The organism is Amycolatopsis mongoliensis (assembly GCF_030285665.1).
Taxonomy (GTDB): Bacteria; Actinomycetota; Actinomycetes; order Mycobacteriales; family Pseudonocardiaceae; genus Amycolatopsis; species Amycolatopsis mongoliensis.
Map to the genome: position 1 here is coordinate 7,675,335 of NZ_CP127295.1, position 17,783 is coordinate 7,693,117.

The following is a 17,783-nucleotide window of genomic DNA, read 5'->3' on the forward strand; positions in this document are numbered from 1 at the left end:
CCCGAGCGGGTCGAGCACGCGCACCGCCTCGCCGATCCCGCGCGTCGCGCCCGCCGGACGGCGCGCGACGCGCACCCCGAGCGCGCGGTGGTACGCCTCGGCCAGGTCGAGGTCCGCGGCGCTCCGGACGCGGTTCGCCGCGAGTCGGTGCCGGCGCATCCCGCGCCCGAGCACTCCGCCCGGCCCGGCTGCTGGCGCCCGTCCGCTCCGCCGTGTGATCCTCCTCCCGGGAGGAGGGGCTCACGCATGGATTCGTTCGGTACTCGGCTGCGCCGCCTGCGGCGCGCCGCGGAGCTGACCCAGGAGGCACTGGCCGAGAAGTCCGGGCTCAGCGGCCAGGCCATCGGCGCACTCGAACGGGGCGACCGCCGCTACCCGCACCGCGAAACCCTCGACCGGCTCGCCGACGCCCTCGGCCTCGCCGGGGACGAACGCGTGGACTTCGCCGCCGCGGCCGCGCGGCCCGGCAGCCCGGCGCGCACGGACGTCGTCCCGCGGGAGCTGCCCGGCGGGATCGCCGCGTTCACCGGCCGGGAAGCCGAGCTGGACCGCATCCTGGGGCTGTTCGGCGAACCCCGGCAGGGCGTCGTGGTGGCGATCGCCGGGATGGCGGGCGTCGGCAAGACCGCGCTCGCCCTCGAAGCCGGGCACCGGCTCGCGCGGCGCTTCCCCGGTGGCTCGCTGCACCTGGACCTGCGCGGGCACGCCGCCGACCCGCCGGATCCCCTGGACCTGCTCGACCGGCTCGTCCGCGAACTCGGGGGCGAGCCGCCGAAGCCGTTGTCGCTCGACGCCGCATCGGCGCGCTTCCGGACGCTGCTCGCTTCGAAGCGGGTGCTGCTCCTGCTCGACAACGCCCGCGACGCCGCGCACGTCGCGCCGCTGCTGCCCGGCGCCGGTGGTTCGGCGGCGATCGTCACCAGCCGCGCCGCACTGACGGACCTGCCGCAGGCGCACCAGGTGCTGCTCGACGTCCTGCTCGAGGCGGATGCGCTGCGCCTGCTCGCGGCCGAAATCGGGGCCGAGCGCGTCGCGGCCGAGCCCGCCGCCGCCCGGACGGTGGCGCGCCTGTGCGGGTACCTGCCGCTGGCGCTGCACCTGGTCGGCGCGCGGCTGGCGACCCGGCCGCGCTGGCCCGTCGCCCACCTCGCGCACCGGCTCGACGACGAGCGCCGCCGTCTCGACGAGACGGGCGTCCGGACCAGCTTCGCGCTCGCCGTCGGAGCGCTGGACGACACCGCCGCCCGCGCGTACCCGCTCCTGTCGCTGCTCGACGTCCCGGAGCTGTCGGTGCCCGTCGCGAGCCGGTTGCTCGACGCGCCGGAGCGGGCGACGGAGGCCCTGCTGGAACGGCTCACCGACGAGCACCTCCTGAGCACGCCGGCCCCCGGGTGGTACCGGCTGCACGACCTGCTCCGGCTCTATGCGCGGGAGCACGCGTCGCGGCTGCCGGCGGGCGAGCGGGCGGCGGCGATCACCCGCGTCGTCGAGCTCTGCGCGGCGATGGCCTGGCAGAGCATGGCGCTCGTCTCGGCGGCTTCGCACCGCCACGACTGGGCGGCCGGGCGGTGGGCGGCCGCCGGACCGGCGTCCACGGAGGAGGTGTTCGCCTGGCTCGACCGGCACCAGGCGCACCTCGTCACGGTCGTGCGGCAGGCCGCCGCCACGCCCGGGGTGCCGCCCGAGGCGATCGCCGCCGTCGGGCTCGGCCTGTACGAGTACCACCGCGCGCGGGCCCGCTGGCGGGACGCCATCCAGGTCGACGAGGTGGCCCTGGAGCTGGTCGACGGCGTCGACCCGGTCGCGGCCGCGACGCTGCGCAACGACCTCGGGGTCGCCGAAGCGGAGCTGGCGAACGGCGGCGAAGCGGCCGGCTTCCGGCGGTCGCACGCCTTCCTTCGGCGGAGCCTCGCGGACTGGGAGGCGATCGGCGACGAGCGTCAGCTGGCGGGCATCCTCAACAACCTCTGCTTCGTGTACGGCCTCGGCGACGACGTCCACGCGGCCATCGGCTTCGGCGAGCGAAGCCTGGCGCTCAACCGGTCACTCGGGCTGCGGTACGTCGAGACGCTCAACCTGGTCAACCTGGCGGTGTTGTACGGACGCCAGGGCGACCGCGAGCGCGAACTGGCGTACGCGACCGAAGCGGTGGCCGTCGGCGAGGAAACCGGCGATGTGCGGGGCATGGCGTACGGCCGGATGCGGATCGGGATCGTGCACCGCGAACTGGGCCGGCACGACACCGCGGTCGCGGAGCTGAGCCGGAGCGCGGACCTCTGGCGCGCGGCCGGCGTCCGGCTGTACGAGGCGATGACGCTGGCCGAGCTGGGCCGCGCACACGTAGGACTCGGGGAGCGGGACCGGGCCCGAAAGGTGCTCACGGACGCGCTGGAGCTGCTGCGGGAGTACGGCGGTGAGGAGCGCGCGGCCGCGGTGCGAGCGGAGCTGGACCGGTTGTGACGACGGCCGTCAGGTAGGGCCGGGCCCGGTGCGCGGGGGCGCAGGCGATCTTGCCGTCGTGTCTCGCGCAGACGAGGGTGACGGTGTCGCGGAGCCGCTCCACGAGAACGACGTGCGTCGGCGCTTCCTCGGCGGTGGCGGGCACGCCGGTGAGCAGGGACGCCGCGACGAGTGCGGCGAGCAGGATCCTCCGGGCGGCTCTCACCGGTGCCTTTCTCATCGGGAGCGGCGGCACGAGTGATCTTCGCGGCGAGCGGCCGGGTGCGACAGCGACAACCTCTACGAAGGACCTCTACAAAGGCGAAGTGGAGGTGAGCCGGGCCGGTGCCGGTAGCCGAGACTCACGTGGTCGAGGACGTGACTCGCGTGTCTGGAGCCGGAACTCGCGTGATTGAAGCCGGAACTCGCATGATGCGGCGGGCTAGGCGACGGTGTCCGTTGCCAGGCTGCGGAGCAGGGCCGCGAGGCCGTCCGGTGCCCGGCCGTGCAGCCGTGCGCTCGTCACCACCGGCGCCCCCGACTCGTAGCACCGGCGGAAGCCCTCCTGCCCGAGCCGCCGCCACAGGTCGTGGTCCTCGCCGGTCGCGCGGGGACCGAAGCCGCCGACCACCTCGAACGCGTCCGCTCGCACGCCCAGGTTCGCGCCGTACACCGACCCGTGGCCCTCCGCCGTGCGCGCGCGGTCGAGGACGTGGTCGTACCGGGAAAGCGCCCGGGCCGACGTGCTGAACGGCGCCGAAAGCTCCGCCGTCCCCGCGATCGCGTGATACCCCTGGCGGGCGCGGGCCAGGTGCGCCCGCGCCCAGCCCGGCGTCACGCGCGTGTCGGCGTCCGTGCTCAGGAGCAGCGTCCGCGCCGGCGCGGGGGAGCCGAGGGCCGCGCGGACCCGCGCCACGCCCAGGTCGCGGACCTCGCCGACCGTCCGGGCCGACTCGGTCGCCAGGACCACGCCCGGCACCTCACCGAACGCCGCACGGGCCACCTCCGCCGTCGCGTCCCCGCACCGGTCCGCGACGACGCAGACCGCGCGGGCGATCCCGGCCGGCAGCCGCCGCAACGCCGCGTCCAACGCGCTCACGCACGCCCCCACGAGCTCGGCTTCGTCCCGCGCGGGCACGACGACGCCCACCGCCGTGATCACCGGCGCCTCAGCACGTGCAACAGGAACTGCTCGTCGGTGTGCTCCACCAAGGGCTCGAACGCCGGGTGCGCGAGCAGCCGCACGTGAGCGTCCCGGCCGTCGCGCGGTGCCTCGGGCGCCCACGGGAGCCAGTGCACGGCCAGCAGGTGCCCGCCGGGCCGCAGGGCCGCCGCCGACGCCTCGATCGTGGCGTCGAGCGCGTGATCGTCCAGGTAGTACAGGAGTTCGCTGTACACCAGCAAGTCCACTGGCCCGGCCGGCACCGCGTCCGGCACCGCTCCGATGTGGACGTCCACATGGGACAGACCGGCGACGGCCGCGCGCGTGCGCTCCACCGCCGCGGGCACCGGGTCGGACGCGAGTACCCGGTCGGCGCGCGCGGCGAGGTCGCGGGTCAGCACGCCCACGCCGCAGGCGGGCTCGACGACTGTGCCGTAGTGCTCGTCGGGCAGGCACGCCAGCACCATCGCGCGCTTCCGCCGCTCGTACCACTTCGACCCCACCGACCACGGGTCTTCCGCGTCGGCGTACAGCGAAGCGAACCGGCTCACCGGCGCCGACGTCCGCGGCGGTTCCCGGAAGAACACCTCGGTGCCGTGGGTGAAGTGGGCCAGTACGTCCTCCGGCAGGATCGGGTCCTCGCCCCGCGGGCCCGGCTCGAGCTGCGAGGTGAACGTGGCGATCGCGGCGGCCTTGGCGTCCCGTTCCGCTCCGGTGAGCCGCAGCGACCGCGCCCGGGGCCACGGGATGGCCGGGTCGCCGGGACGCAGCCGGTGCCAGAGCCAGATCGGGTACGACCAGCACTGCGCGGGCACCGGCGCCGCGGCGAGCGTGGCCCGCGCGGCCGCCTGGTGGTCGGGGTGCGGGTCGTCCGGCCACGGCAACAGGCACAGGTCGTGCCCGGCGGCGCGCTCGCGCAGGACGCCGGTCAGCTCGTCCTCGTGCGCGGCCAGCCCGGAGTCCGGCAGCCCGGCCCACGCAGGCTCGACGCCGGAAAGGCCCTGCGCCCGCAGGGAATCCGTCAGTTCGCGCCGGCGCGTGCGGGCCAGCTCGCGACGTTCCGCGGCACCCGCGGCGGGAAAAGCGGCTTCGCCGTCGGTCGCGACGACGAGCGTCACCGCGGTGCCTGCGGCGTGCAGGCGCTGCAGGAGGCCGCTCGCGCCGAGCGTCTCGTCGTCCGGGTGCGCGGCGACGACGAGGGCGCGTTCGAACGGCTGTTCCGGCCAGGCGGGCAGCTCGTCCGCGGTCATGCCGGCCCCAGGACGGTGCGGCCGAGCGCGGCGAGATCGCGTTCCGCGTGGTGCTGCCGGACGTACACCGGCAGGTCGGCGACCCGCTGGGCGAAGCGCCGGTCCCGGCACGCCGGCGTCGGCCCGGTCACCTTGAGCGCCCGTTCGAGGACCTCGACGGCGCTGCGTTCCGCCGCGGCCCGGCAGGTGCCCGCGACCAGCGCGTCCACGTCTCCGGCGGCCGCTTGCGCGAGGACGGCGTCCGCGCAGCTCAGCGCGGTGTGCATCGCGCCGACGTGGGCCAGCTGGTGCTCGTCCGCGCCGCCGCGCTCGCGCAGGTAGGCGAGGACGTCGTCGAGGAGTCCCGCGGCGCCGCCGAGCCACACGGCCGCGACGCCGGCCCCGCCGAGCGCGAACCCGGGCCGGTGCACGTACCAGCCCGGCGGCCCGACGAGCGTGCCGGGCACGCCGTCGAACACGACGTCACCGCTGTCGGAGGCGTCCATCCCGACGGCCTGCCACGTGTCCGGGTGCCGCCGGACACCGGGATCGGCGAGGTCCACCTCGACCAGCCGGTCACCCGCGGCGACCAGCGCGCGGTCCAGCAGGGACAGCCCGGAGCAGAACCGGACCGTCCCGGTGAGCGCCCCGCCGTCCCACGCCGCGCCGGTCCCGCCGGACTTCGCCGCCCACACGCCGTAGAGCGCGCCCGTGGCGGGGGAGCGGCCCGCCTCGGCGAGGATCGCGACGGCGTCGGCATGGCCCTCGGCGAGCCGGGCCAGGGTCAGGTCGCGGCGGCCGAACGCGGCCAGTGCCACCCAGCGGGCCGCGGTCCGCCCGTCGCCGGGCAGCGGCAGGTCGAGCTCGCCCGCCGTGTGCAGCGAGCGCAGCTCGGCGCCGACCGAGGTGGCGGTGCGTGGCGACGGCAGGGGTTTCGGCGGGGTCTTCGCCAGCAGGGTGTTCACAAGATCGACGGTTACCCCGATTCCGCGGAGTTACGCGGGGTGTGAGGGTGATCCCGGCCGGGCACCCCCGGAGCATGACGAGAACCCGCGCCTACCACGACGGCGTGCTGCACAAGGAAGACTTCCCCGTCGCGGAGGTTTCCGACTTCCTGGCCGAACCGGACACCGCCGTGTGGGTCGACCTCTGTGCACCGTCCGAAGCGGACCTGACCGAGCTCGCCGGGGAGCTGGGCCTGCACCGGCTCGCCGTGGAGGACGCCGGCCAGGAGCGGCAGCGGCCCAAGCTCGACCGCTACCACGGGCACGCCTTCCTGACCGCCTACGCCGTGCGGTTCGACGCGGAAACCGGGGATGTCGCCACTTTCGAGCTGGCGGCCTTCCTCACGCGGCGGGCGCTGGTCACGGTGCGCAAGAACGACGGCTTCGACATCGAGGCGGTCGTGCGGCGGTGGGACGAGAACCCCGAACTGGCGAAGTCCGGCGTCCCGTTCCTGGCGCACGGCCTGCTCGACTTCGTCGTCGACGGCCACTACGACGCCGTGCAGTCGCTCGACGAGCAGGTCGAAGCCCTCGAGGACCTCGTGTTCGACGACCGCCCGGACCAGTCGCACCTGCAGCGGCGCTCGTTCCGGCTGCGCAAGAGCCTGACCGCGCTGCGCAAGGTGGTGCTGCCGATGCGCGAGGTGGTCAGCTCGCTGATGCGCCCGGACCTGCGGCTGGCCGACGAGCTGACCCGCCCGTACTTCGAGGACGTCCACGACCACGCCCGGCAGGCCGCGGAGCAGACCGAGGCGCTGCGGGAGCTGGTGACCACGATCCGGGAGACGCAGCTGAACCTGCAGGGCAACCGGCTGAACCTGATCATGAAGAAGGTCACCGGGTGGGCCGCGGTGATCGCGGTGCCCACCGCGGTGACCGGGTTCTACGGCCAGAACGTCCCGTATCCGGGCAACGGCGAGACGAGCGGGTTCTGGGCCTCGACGGTCGCCGTGCTCGTGCTTTCGGTGGGGCTGTACGCGCTCTTCAAGAAGAAGGACTGGCTATGACGCGGGTACCGGTTCGCCGCGCCGGATGAGCTCCTGACCTCGCTCGTAGTCTTCGTCGGCTTCGTGGGTGAGCACACCGACCGCCTTGCCGTCGCGTTCGTACCAGACCGTGAAGCCGCCGTCGTCGCGCGGCAGCGGGCGGGCGCGGTCGAAGCCGTCGCCCCACGCGGCGTACTTCAGCACGCGGTCGCCGACCACCGACCAGAACCCGGGGACCGTGTCCCACGCGGCGTCTTCGCCGGCCGCGGTCCGCCCGGCCACCTCGCCCATCGCCAGGCCTTCGCCCCAGTGCTCGACGGCCAGCGCGCGCCCGGCCGCCGGGTTGTGGGCGAGCGCGACGTCGCCCGCCGCGAGGACGCCGGGCGCGCTCGTGCGCAGGTGCTCGTCGGTGCGGATGCGGCCCTGCTCGACGGTGAGCCCGGCCGCTTCGGCCAGCTCGATCCGGGGCCGGACGCCGGTCGCGAGCACGACGACACCGGCGTCGAGGATCGGCACCAGATCGGTGCGGACCCGGTAGCCGCCCTCGATCGATTTCAGCTTCGTGCCGCGCAGCACGCTCACACCCTCGGATTTGAGCCAGCGCAAGAGGAATTCGCCCGCTTCGCGGCCGAGCCGCTTCTCCTGCGGGACGTCGTCGGGGCAGACGACGGTGACCTGGAGCCCGAGGCGGGAGAGGGAGACCGCCGCCTCGCAGCCGATGAACCCGGCGCCGACGACGATCGCGCTGCGCACCCCGGACGCGGCCGCGCGCAGCTCGCGGGAGTCGGCGGCCGACCGCAGCGTCCGGACGTCCGGGTGGTCGGCGCCGGGGATCCCCGGCCGGGCGGGCTCCGAGCCCGTGGCGAGCACGCACGTGGTGAACCGGTGGACCGCGCCGGAGGCGGTGCGGACCCGGCCGTCGCCCAGCTCGGTGACCGGGTCGCCCAGCGTGACGGTGATGTCGTGTTTCGCCAGGGAGTCCTCGTCCAGCAAGGGGAGCTCGGACTCGCCGCGGAGGAACTCCTTCGACAGCGGTGGGCGTTCGTAAGGCGGGTCGGCGTCGGCGGTGAGCAGGTCGACGGGACCCGTTCCGCCCGCTTCCCGGTAGGCGCGAGCCGCCGACACGCCGGCCGGCCCGCTGCCGATGACGACGAGGTTCTGGGCATTCATGCCGGAGGAGTACCCGCTCGGTGCGCGGCGCACACTTCACTCCACAGTGGAGTGTCCACTGTGGACAACGAGGGTGCGACGACGGCCGGTGCCGCCGTCGAGCACGCGGCACCGGTCCCCGGGACGGCGTTCAGCCGAACGGGTCAATGCGACCGGGATGGCCTGGCGGGGAAGGAAAGGCTGGGGAGCACCACCTGGAGAGCGCGCACGGGCACGGGCGCGGCTGGTTGCTCAACCGTTGCGCCTCAGCATAGTGCAGCTGCACTATGCTGAGCCATTCCGGTGGGCACACCGGGACGGCGCCGGGGTGCCGACAAGCGAAGAAACGGGTGGCGGATGGGTGGGGCAATGGTCGAGGGGACGCGCCCGGGTTCGGGGGCCGACGCTTCGGGCGTGGGCGAGGCGGGGGAGCAGGAGCTGCGACGGCTGCTGGCGGGCCTGACCGCCGTCCGCGACGGTGACTTCGGCATCCGGCTGCCCGGCGGGGCCGACGGCCTGCTCGGCGAGATCGCCACCGTGTTCAACGGCATGGCCGACCAGCTCTCCCTGTTCACCTCCGAGGTCACTCGCGTCGCGCGCGAGGTCGGCAGCGAGGGGCAGCTCGGCGGGCAGGCGAAGGTCCCCGGCGTCTCCGGCACGTGGAAAGACCTCACCGACTCGGTGAACGCCATGGCGGGAAATCTCACCACCCAGGTGCGTGACATCGCGCAAGTCGCCACCGCGGTCGCGAAGGGCGACTTGTCGCAGAAGATCGACGTCGACGCCCGGGGCGAGATCCTGGAGCTGAAGGACACCGTCAACACGATGGTGGACCAGCTGTCGTCGTTCGCGGACGAGGTCACCCGGGTGGCGCGCGAGGTGGGCAGCGAAGGCCGGCTCGGCGGCCAGGCCCAGGTGCCCGGCGTCGGCGGCGTGTGGCGCGACCTCACCGACTCGGTGAACTTCATGGCCGGGAACCTGACCGACCAGGTCCGCAACGTCGCGCAGGTGACCACGGCGGTCGCGAAGGGCGACCTTTCGCAGAAGATCACGGTCGACGCCCGGGGCGAGATCCTCGAGCTCAAGAGCACGATCAACACGATGGTGGACCAGCTGTCGTCGTTCGCCGACGAGGTCACGAGAGTGGCCCGCGAGGTGGGCACCGAAGGCCGGCTGGGCGGCCAGGCCGACGTCAAGGGCGTCTCCGGCACCTGGCGCGACCTCACCGACTCGGTGAACTTCATGGCGGGCAACCTGACCGACCAGGTCCGCAACATCGCCCAGGTCGCCACCGCGGTCGCGAAGGGCGACCTGTCGCAGAAGATCAACGTGACCGCCCGCGGCGAGGTCCTGGAGCTCAAGGACACGCTGAACACGATGGTGGACCAGCTGTCCGCGTTCGCGGATGAGGTCACCCGGGTGGCGCGTGAGGTGGGCACCGAGGGCCGGCTGGGCGGTCAGGCCGACGTCAAGGGCGTGTCCGGCACCTGGAAGGACCTCACCGAGTCGGTCAACGTCATGGCCGACAACCTCACCGCGCAGGTCCGCTCGATCGCCCAGGTCACGACGGCCGTCGCGCGCGGTGACCTGTCGCAGAAGATCCGCGTCGACGCCCGCGGCGAGATCCTCGAGCTGAAGGACACCATCAACACGATGGTGGACCAGCTGTCCGCGTTCGCGGACGAGGTCACCCGCGTGGCGCGCGAGGTCGGCACCGAGGGCAACCTGGGCGGCCAGGCGACCGTCCGCGGCGTGTCCGGGACCTGGAAGAACCTCACCGACAACGTCAACGTGATGGCGTCCAACCTGACCGGCCAGGTCCGCTCGATCGCCCAGGTCGCCACCGCCGTCGCGCGCGGCGACCTGTCCGGCAAGATCACCGTCGAGGCCAAGGGCGAGGTCGCGGCGCTGGCCGACGTCATCAACACGATGGTCGACACGCTGTCCGCGTTCGCGGACGAGGTCACCCGCGTGGCGCGCGAGGTCGGCACCGAGGGCATGCTCGGCGGCCAGGCCCGCGTGCCGAACGTCGCCGGCACCTGGAAGGACCTCACCGACAACGTCAACTCGATGGCGAACAACCTCACCGGGCAGGTCCGCAACATCGCCCAGGTGACCACCGCCGTCGCGCAGGGCGACCTGACCCGCAAGATCGACGTCGACGCCCGCGGCGAGATCCTCGAGCTCAAGACCACGATCAACACGATGGTCGACCAGCTCTCGGCGTTCGCCGCGGAGGTCACGCGCGTGGCGCGCGAGGTCGGCAGCGAGGGCAGGCTCGGCGGCCAGGCCGAGGTCGAAGGCGTTTCCGGCACCTGGAAGCGGCTCACCGAGAACGTCAACGAGCTGGCCGGGAACCTCACCCGGCAGGTGCGCGCGATCGCCGAGGTCACCAGTGCGGTCGCCGAGGGCGACCTGACCCGCTCGATCACCGTCGACGCCTCCGGCGAGGTCGCCGAGCTGAAGGACAACATCAACTCGATGGTGGAGTCCCTGCGCGAAACCACGCGGGCGAACCAGGAGCAGGACTGGCTCAAGTCGAACCTGGCCACGATCACCGGGCTGATGCAGGGCCGGCGCGACCTCGCCGTCGTCGCGGCCGCGGTGATGGACGAGCTGGTCCCGCTGGTCAACGCCCAGTACGGCGCGTTCTACTTGGCCGACGACACCGCCGAAGTCCCCGAGTTGCGGCTGGTCGGTGCGTACGGCCACCCGGACGACGGTGACGGCCCTGCCGTGCGGTTCCGGATCGGCCAGTCGCTGGTCGGGCAGGCCGCGCGCAGCCGCCGCCCGATCGCGGTCGACGAAGTGCCGCCCGGCTACGCGACGATCTCCTCCGGGCTCGGCAGCACCGTGCCGGCCAGCCTGATCGTGCTGCCGATCGTCGTCGAGGACCAGGTTCTCGGCGTGCTCGAACTGGCGTCGGTGCACGGCTTCACCGCGGTGCACCGGGCCTTCCTCGAGCTGCTGATGGAGCAGATCGGCGTCAACGTCAACAGCATCGTCGCCAACGCCCGCACCGACGAGCTGCTCGGCGAGTCGCAGCGGCTGACCGCCGAGCTGCAGACGCGGTCCGAGGAACTGCAGGCGCGCCAGGAAGAGCTCCAGTCGTCCAACGCCGAGCTGGAGGAGAAGGCGGCACTGCTCGTCACGCAGAACCGCGACATCGAGACGAAGAACCTCGAGATCGAGCAGGCGCGCCAGGAGCTGGAGGCGCGCGCCCAGCAGCTGACGATCGCGTCGAAGTACAAGTCGGAGTTCCTGGCCAACATGAGCCACGAGCTGCGCACCCCGCTCAACAGCCTGCTGATCCTCGCCCAGCTGCTCGCGCAGAACCCGACCCGCAACCTCACCGCGAAGCAGGTCGAGTACGCGGGCATCATCCACTCCGCGGGCTCGGACCTGCTGCAGCTGATCAACGACATCCTCGACCTGTCGAAGGTCGAGGCCGGGAAGATGGACGTCACGCCGGAGCAGGTGTCGCTGCGCGGCCTGCTGGACTACGTCGAGGCGACGTTCCGGCCGATGACGTCGCAGCGCACCCTCGACTTCCGGATCACCGTGGCGCCCGGTTCGCCCGCCGAGCTGCTCACCGACGACTCCCGGCTGCGGCAGGTGCTGCGCAACCTGCTGTCCAACGCGGTCAAGTTCACCGAGGTCGGCGGGATCGAGCTGCACATCGCGCCCGTCGACCCGGAGAACCTGCCCCGGCCGCTGCGCGCGCACGGGCCCGCGGTCGCGTTCCGGGTGACCGACACCGGCATCGGCATCGCCGAGCACCAGCTGGAGTCGATCTTCGGCGCGTTCCAGCAGGCCGACGGCACCACCAGCCGCAAGTACGGCGGCACCGGGCTCGGCCTGTCGATCAGCCGCGAGATCGCCCAGCTGCTCGGCGGGTTCATCACCGCCGAGAGCACGCCCGGTGAAGGCAGTTCGTTCACGTTCTCCCTGCCGGTCGCGCGGCCGGACTTCGCGACGCTGCCGGCGGGCGAGCACCCCGGCACGGCCGTCGCGGCCGGCGACGCCGGGACCGCCGTCACGGCGTCGGTGCCGCGTACCCACCGGCGGCTGCTGGTCGTGGAAGAGCGCCAGCACGGGCTGCTGACGCTCGTCGCCGAGAGCGCCGCCGCGGACCTGGCCGAGGGCCGGGACATGGGGATTTCGCCGGCCGAGGTCGAAGTCGTGACGGCGGTCGGCACGCAGGAGGCCGCGGCCGCGCTCGCCACCGACGCGTACCACTGCGTGGTGCTGGACCTGGACCTGCCGGACCGCACGGCGTTCGGCTTCCTCGACGCGATGCAGGGCGACAGCGCGCTGCGGATGGTGCCGGTGCTCGCGCACAACAGCCGCCGGCTCGACAGCGAGCTGGAACAGCTGGTGCAGTCCCGCGCGGACGTGCAGTCGCTGGAGGTGCTGTCCGGTCTCGACGAGCTGCGCGAACGGATCGCGCTGCACCTGTCGGCCGAGGAGCCCGGGGCGGTGCTGCCGCTGGTCCGCCCGGACGAGCCGGCCGCGCCGGTGCGGGCGGCCGACGTCGACACGACCCTGGCCGGGCGCACGGTGCTGATCGTCGACGACGACCCGCGCAACGTCTTCGCGCTGACCGGGATCCTGGAGCTGCACGGGATGCAGGTGCTGCACGCCGAGGACGGCCGCAAGGGCGTCGAGACCGTCGCCGCGCACCCCGGCATCGACCTGATCCTGATGGACGTGATGATGCCGGAGATGGACGGGTACACCGCGACGGCGAAGATCCGCGCGATGCCCGAGCACGCCGGCATCCCGATCGTCGCGGTCACGGCGAAGGCGATGCCGGGCGACCGGGAGAAGAGCCTCGCGTCGGGGGCCACCGACTACGTGACCAAGCCGGTGGACGCGGACGATCTCATCGCCCGCATCAAGCGGCACGTGACGGCGTGACCGGCGACGAGAGCTTGACCACCGAAGAGCCGGTCGTCCCGCTGCCGGCGGCGCAGGTGTCCGCCAACCTGGCCCGGCTCGCCGACACCGTCGCCCGCCTGCGCGGCGAGGTCGACCACGCCCACGCCGTCGCCGACGGCCGCGCGCTGATCGAGCTCGCCAAGGGCGTCCTGATGGAACGGCTGCACTGCACGCCGGCCGACGCCGCCCGGCAGCTGGAAACGCTGGCGCAGCGCGCGGGGCTGACGCCGCTGGAGTTCGCCGCGGACGTCGTCGGCGAAGCCGCCGAGGACCGGATCACCGAGGTGACGCAGGAGTTCCTGGCCCGCGCCGAGGGCGAGGATTCCGTCGCGGTGCGGCTGCGCACCGCCGAAAGCGGCGTGCTCGCGGCCGGGGACACCCAGCGCGTCGCGGAGTCCATTTTGGAGCATGCACTGCGGCCGCTCGGCGCGACCGCGGTCGCCGTGTGGCTCGCCGGGCCCGACGGGTCGCTGACGCTCGCCGGTTCGGCCGGGTTCTCGGCCGAGGAGGCGGCGCGCTGGCGCTACGTCCCACCCGGCGTCGCGACTCCGGCCCGCAGCGCGCTGCTCGAACGCGACATGGTCTGGCACCCGACGCTGTCCGGCGCCGGGCTGCCGTCGATCGGGCAGCACACCCTCGCCGAGGGTGGCCGCGTCGCCGTGCCCACCGGCACCGGCGGCCGGATCATCGGCGTCGTCGAGATGTGCTGGCCGGACGCGCTGCCCGCCGAGCCCGGGCGTCTGCGCCGGCAGCTCGAGGCCCTGGCCGAGCTTTGTGCGCACACGCTCGACACCTGGGACGGCGTGATCGCCCCGGTGGCCGCGGGCGGTTCGGGGGACTTCCTCGGCGAGCTGGTGGACTTTGTCGACGGGCTGCACGACCCGGCGTTGCTGCTGTCGCCGTGCCTCGACGGCGGCCGGCTGACCGACTTCCGCATCCACCACGCCAACGTCCGGTTCGCCGACCCCGGCGGGCGCCCGCGCAGCCGGATCATCGGCACGCGGCTGCTGGAGACCTACCCGCTCGCGGCCGAGGAGAGCGGCCTGCTGGACATGATCCAGCGGGTCTACGCCACCGGCGAGCCGTTCCGCGCCGACAGCATGACCGTCACCACCCTCGTCGACAAGGTGCCGCTGACCGTCCTCACCGACATCAGCGTGACGCGGTTCGCCGGCAACGTGCTGCTGATCCTGCGCATCCAGGACGACGCGGCCAAGCTCGCCGTGCTGCTGCAGCACGCCCAGCGGCTCGGTCGCATCGGCGGCTTCGAAGAGAACGTCGTGACCGGGGCGATCACCTGGAACACCGAGCTGTTCGCGTTGTACGGCCTGCCGCCGACCGCGACGCCGCTGTCGCTGAACGAGCTGGCCGCGCACGCGCACCCGGACGACGCGCAGACGATCGGCCGGTTCCTGCGCGCGGTGCTGCACCACCGGCGCCCGTCGTCGACGGCGTTCCGGCTGCAGCGTTCCGACGGCGTCGCCCGGCACATCCGGGTCGTCGCCGAGCCGGTCGTGGACGGCCGCGGCGAGCTCGTCGCGGTCCGCGGGGCCTACCAGGACGTCTCGGCGCAGCACTGGACCGAGGTGGCGCTGGCCGCGACGCGCGACAGGCTGGCGGAAACCGAGCAGGAGGCGATCGAGCGCAACCGGCTCGCGCTGCAGCTGCAGCACGCGATCATGCCGCCGGCCAAGGGGCCGATCGACATGCCGGGCCTGCGCGCCGCGGTCCGCTACCGGCCCGCGGAGAAGGAGCACCTGGTCGGCGGCGACTGGTACGACGCGGTCGCGCTGCCGACCGGCGAGGTGCTGCTGTGCGTCGGCGACGTCGCCGGGCACGGCATCGACGCGGCCACCGGGATGGTGAGCCTGCGCAACGCCCTGCGCGGCCTGGCGGCGACCGGCGCCGGGCCGGCGCAGCTGCTCACGTGGCTGAACCTGGTGGCCTACCACCTGACCGACCACGTGACGGCGACCGCGGTGGCGGCGGTGTACGACCCGGCGACCCGCAAGCTCCGCTGGGCGCGCGCCGGGCACCTGCCCCCGATCGTCCGCCACCGCGATGGCGGCGCGACGACGCTGCCGCTGCTGCGCGGTTCGCTGCTGGGCGCGGTCCGGGACGTGGCGTACCAGGAGGAGGAGATCCAGCTCGACGAGGGCGACATCCTGCTGATCTACACCGACGGCCTGATCGAACGCCGCGACCGCCCGGTGCAGGAGACGGTGTCCCGCCTGGTGAGCCTGGTGAAGGGTCACGACGGCGGGCTGGAGAACCAGCTGGACACCCTGTTGACCTACAGCACGGCGGACACCGACGACGACACGTGCGTGGTGGGCATCGAGGTCACGGGCGGAAGATGAGCCGCCGCTTTCGCGGGAAAGCGAGGCTTCCGCCATCGTGTCGACCCGCCAGTCACGCGTGATGCCCCGTGAGTCACGCGCTGCAAGGTGTTTGCCGTTCGGGGCGGCTGGAACCTGCGTCATGAGAGCCCGGCCCGGGCAGTCCCGGCCGCGATGTAGTGAATGACTCATTCACCTCGTCCGACGACATGAATGACTCATTCCTGTCGTCGGTCTAGCCACCGCGACCCTCGGCAGATCCAGGTCCGCTGCACCCGACGCCACCTTGGCGATGCTTCTCCGCCCCGGCGCGATGCAGCACCCACTAAGCCGGACCGGGCTCCGGCCGTGTCCGGAGAGGCATCACCTGGGATGGGCGGGGCAGCACGGGTGATCAGAGGGGCATCATGCGTGATTGGAGGGGCGACACGGCTCAGGGGTTGACGGCCAGCACCAGGAACCCGGCCAGCAGCACCAGGTGCACGCCGCCCTGCAGGCGGGTCGCGCGGCCGGGGACGACCGTCAGGACGCTCACCACGACCGTCAGCGCCAGCAGCACGATCTGCGTCGAGCCGAGGCCGAGCAGCAGCTCGCTCGGCAGCCACACCGACGCCAGCGCGATCGCCGGGATGGTCAGGCCGATGCTCGCGATCGCCGAGCCGTAGGCGAGGTTGAGGCTGATCTGCATCCGGTCGCGCTGGGCCGCGCGCGTGGCCGCCAGCGTCTCGGGCAGCAGCACCAGCAACGCGATCACGACACCCACGAACGACTGCGGGAACCCGGCGGCGCGCACGCCCGCCTCGATCGCCGGCGATTCGACCTTCGCCAGCCCGACCACCGCGACCAGTGCCACCAGCAGCAGCGCGAGGCTGCCCAGCGCGGCCCGGTTCGTCGGCGGGTCGGCGTGGTCGTCCTCCTTGACCTCGCCGTCGGCGGCCACCGGGAGGAAGAAGTCGCGGTGGCGGACGGTCTGCGTCAGCACGAACGTCCCGTACAGCACCAGGGACGCGAGCGCGGCGAAGGTCAGCTGCGCCGGGGAGAACGCCGGACCGGGGGTGCTCGAGGTGAACGTCGGCAGCACGAGGCTCAACGCGGCCAGGGTCGCGACCGTGGCCAGCGCGGCGCCGCTGCCTTCGGGGTTGAACAGCGTCGATCCGTAGCGGCGCGCACCGACGAGCAGTGAGATGCCGACGATGCCGTTGGTCGTGATCATCACCGCGGCGAACACGGTGTCCCGGGCGAGCGAACCGGCCTCCGGCCCGCCGGAGACCATCATGGTGACGATCAGCGCGACCTCGATGACGGTGACCGCGACCGCGAGCACGAGCGACCCGAACGGCTCGCCGACGCGGTGCGCGACGACCTCCGCGTGGTGCACCGCGGCGAGCACCGTCGCGCCGAGCGCGATCGCGACGAGGGCCACGAAGACCGGGCCGAGGTCACGGCCCCAGGCCAGCGCCAGCACGACCACGGCGAGCACCGGGGTGACGGAGGTCCAGGACGTCAGGAAGGATCTCAGCGCGGCGACCATGCTTCCACCCTCGCACATCGGCGGTCACGATGCGTGGTCGTAAGGCCATTCTCACGATTCCGGCACAGTCCCTTGTGGACGGTCGAAGTCGGCGGTGGCGAGGACGTGCCGCCGGAAGGTTTCGCTCAGCGGCGGGAGGGGCCGCCCGGCCGCCCACGCCAGCCCGATGTCGCGGGCAGCGTCCACATCGGTCAGTTCGAGGTGCGGTGCCGGGAAGGCGGCCGTGTGCGGCAGTGGCAGCACGGACACGCCGAGCCCGGCGGTGACGAGGCCGCGCAGCGTCTCGACCTCGTCGCCCTCGAACCCGATGCGCGGCGCGAACCCGGCTTCGGCGCACAGGCGCTCGGTCGTTTCGCGCAGCGCGTACCCCGGGCGCAGCAGGATGAACGTCTCGTCCGCGAGGTCGGCGAGCCGGACCCGCCGGCGCCCGGAGAGCCGGTGGTGCGGTGGGACGGCGAGCCGCAGCGGCTCGACGAGCAGGCGTTCCCAGTGCAGTTGCGGGTGTCCCGGGTCGCCACTGGTGATGACGAGGTCGGCGGTGCCGTCGAGCAGTTCCGCCTCGAGCCCGGCTTCGCCGTGCTGCCGCAGCTCGAACCGGGCACCGGGGTGCTCGCGCAGGAATCCGCGCAGCACCGACGGCACCAGCCACGTGCCGAACGTGTGCAGGAAGGCCAGCGGGACGACCCCGGTGCCCGGCGCGACGATCTCGCCGACCTCGCGCAGGCCCTGGTCGAGCTGGTCGAGCACGACGTCGACGTGCCGCTTGAACGCGTGCCCGGCGGGGGTCAGCCGCAGCATGCGCCCGGACCGGCGGAACAGTTCGGCACCCGCCTCGTGCTCCAGCCGTCGCAGGGCGCGGGAGAGGGCCGGCTGGGTCAGGTGCGCGCCGGCCGCGGTCTCCGTGACGGTCGCGCCGCCGGCGACCGCGCGGAAGAGCCGCAGCGTCTGGACGTCCATGCGTCCAGTGTATGGATTTTCATCCAATCAGGCATTGGACGCATCG

The 17,783-nt window shown here is 73.3% G+C and carries 10 protein-coding genes; 4 read left to right on the forward strand and 6 right to left on the reverse strand.

Annotated elements, in window-relative coordinates; all coding sequences use genetic code 11:
• Positions 1–246: 246 nt before the first annotated feature.
• On the forward strand, positions 247–2,460 hold the full coding sequence (locus QRX60_RS36890; protein ID WP_285996073.1) for a helix-turn-helix domain-containing protein: 2,214 nt from the start codon (positions 247–249) through the stop codon (positions 2,458–2,460).
• Between the two features lie 421 nt (positions 2,461–2,881).
• Here the strand turns inward: QRX60_RS36890 and QRX60_RS36895 are convergent, their stop codons facing one another.
• The 3 genes from QRX60_RS36895 to QRX60_RS36905 are packed head-to-tail and all read right to left on the reverse strand — an operon-like array spanning position 2,882 to position 5,795.
• Positions 2,882–3,601: a glycosyltransferase gene (locus QRX60_RS36895; protein ID WP_285996074.1), complete on the reverse strand. Its 720-nt coding sequence runs from the start codon at positions 3,599–3,601 to the stop codon at positions 2,882–2,884.
• Entirely contained in the window at positions 3,598–4,851 is a 1,254-nt protein-coding gene (locus QRX60_RS36900; RefSeq protein ID WP_285996075.1) for a bifunctional PIG-L family deacetylase/class I SAM-dependent methyltransferase, read from the reverse strand. The genes QRX60_RS36895 and QRX60_RS36900 overlap by 4 nt, the downstream gene beginning before the upstream one ends.
• Entirely contained in the window at positions 4,848–5,795 is a 948-nt protein-coding gene (locus QRX60_RS36905) for an acyl-CoA dehydrogenase family protein (RefSeq protein ID WP_285996076.1), read from the reverse strand. Before QRX60_RS36905 ends, QRX60_RS36900 begins: the two co-directional genes overlap by 4 nt.
• 74 nt (positions 5,796–5,869) lie before the next feature.
• Between QRX60_RS36905 and QRX60_RS36910 the strand changes: the two genes are divergently transcribed.
• Positions 5,870–6,841 carry a magnesium transporter CorA family protein gene (locus tag QRX60_RS36910; protein ID WP_285996077.1) on the forward strand — a complete coding sequence of 324 codons (972 nt, stop codon included), beginning with the start codon at positions 5,870–5,872 and terminating at the stop codon, positions 6,839–6,841.
• On the opposite strand, the gene QRX60_RS36915 is transcribed toward QRX60_RS36910, so the two are convergent.
• Entirely contained in the window at positions 6,836–7,990 is a 1,155-nt protein-coding gene (locus QRX60_RS36915; protein ID WP_285996078.1) for an NAD(P)/FAD-dependent oxidoreductase, read from the reverse strand. The two genes, QRX60_RS36910 and QRX60_RS36915, sit on opposite strands and share 6 nt — an antisense overlap.
• Positions 7,991–8,338: 348 nt before the next feature.
• On the opposite strand from QRX60_RS36915, the gene QRX60_RS36920 reads away from it, so the two are divergent.
• On the forward strand, positions 8,339–12,889 hold the full coding sequence (locus QRX60_RS36920) for a HAMP domain-containing protein (RefSeq protein ID WP_285996079.1): 4,551 nt from the start codon (positions 8,339–8,341) through the stop codon (positions 12,887–12,889).
• Positions 12,886–15,270, forward strand: coding sequence for a SpoIIE family protein phosphatase (locus QRX60_RS36925; protein ID WP_285996080.1), 2,385 nt, complete (start codon positions 12,886–12,888; stop codon positions 15,268–15,270). The genes QRX60_RS36920 and QRX60_RS36925 overlap by 4 nt, the downstream gene beginning before the upstream one ends.
• A 412-nt stretch (positions 15,271–15,682) precedes the next feature.
• Here the strand turns inward: QRX60_RS36925 and QRX60_RS36930 are convergent, their stop codons facing one another.
• Entirely contained in the window at positions 15,683–16,780 is a 1,098-nt protein-coding gene (locus QRX60_RS36930; protein ID WP_285996081.1) for a calcium:proton antiporter, read from the reverse strand.
• Positions 16,781–16,831: 51 nt separating this feature from the next.
• Positions 16,832–17,737 carry a LysR family transcriptional regulator gene (locus tag QRX60_RS36935; RefSeq protein WP_285996082.1) on the reverse strand — a complete coding sequence of 302 codons (906 nt, stop codon included), beginning with the start codon at positions 17,735–17,737 and terminating at the stop codon, positions 16,832–16,834.
• Positions 17,738–17,783 lie beyond the last annotated feature (46 nt).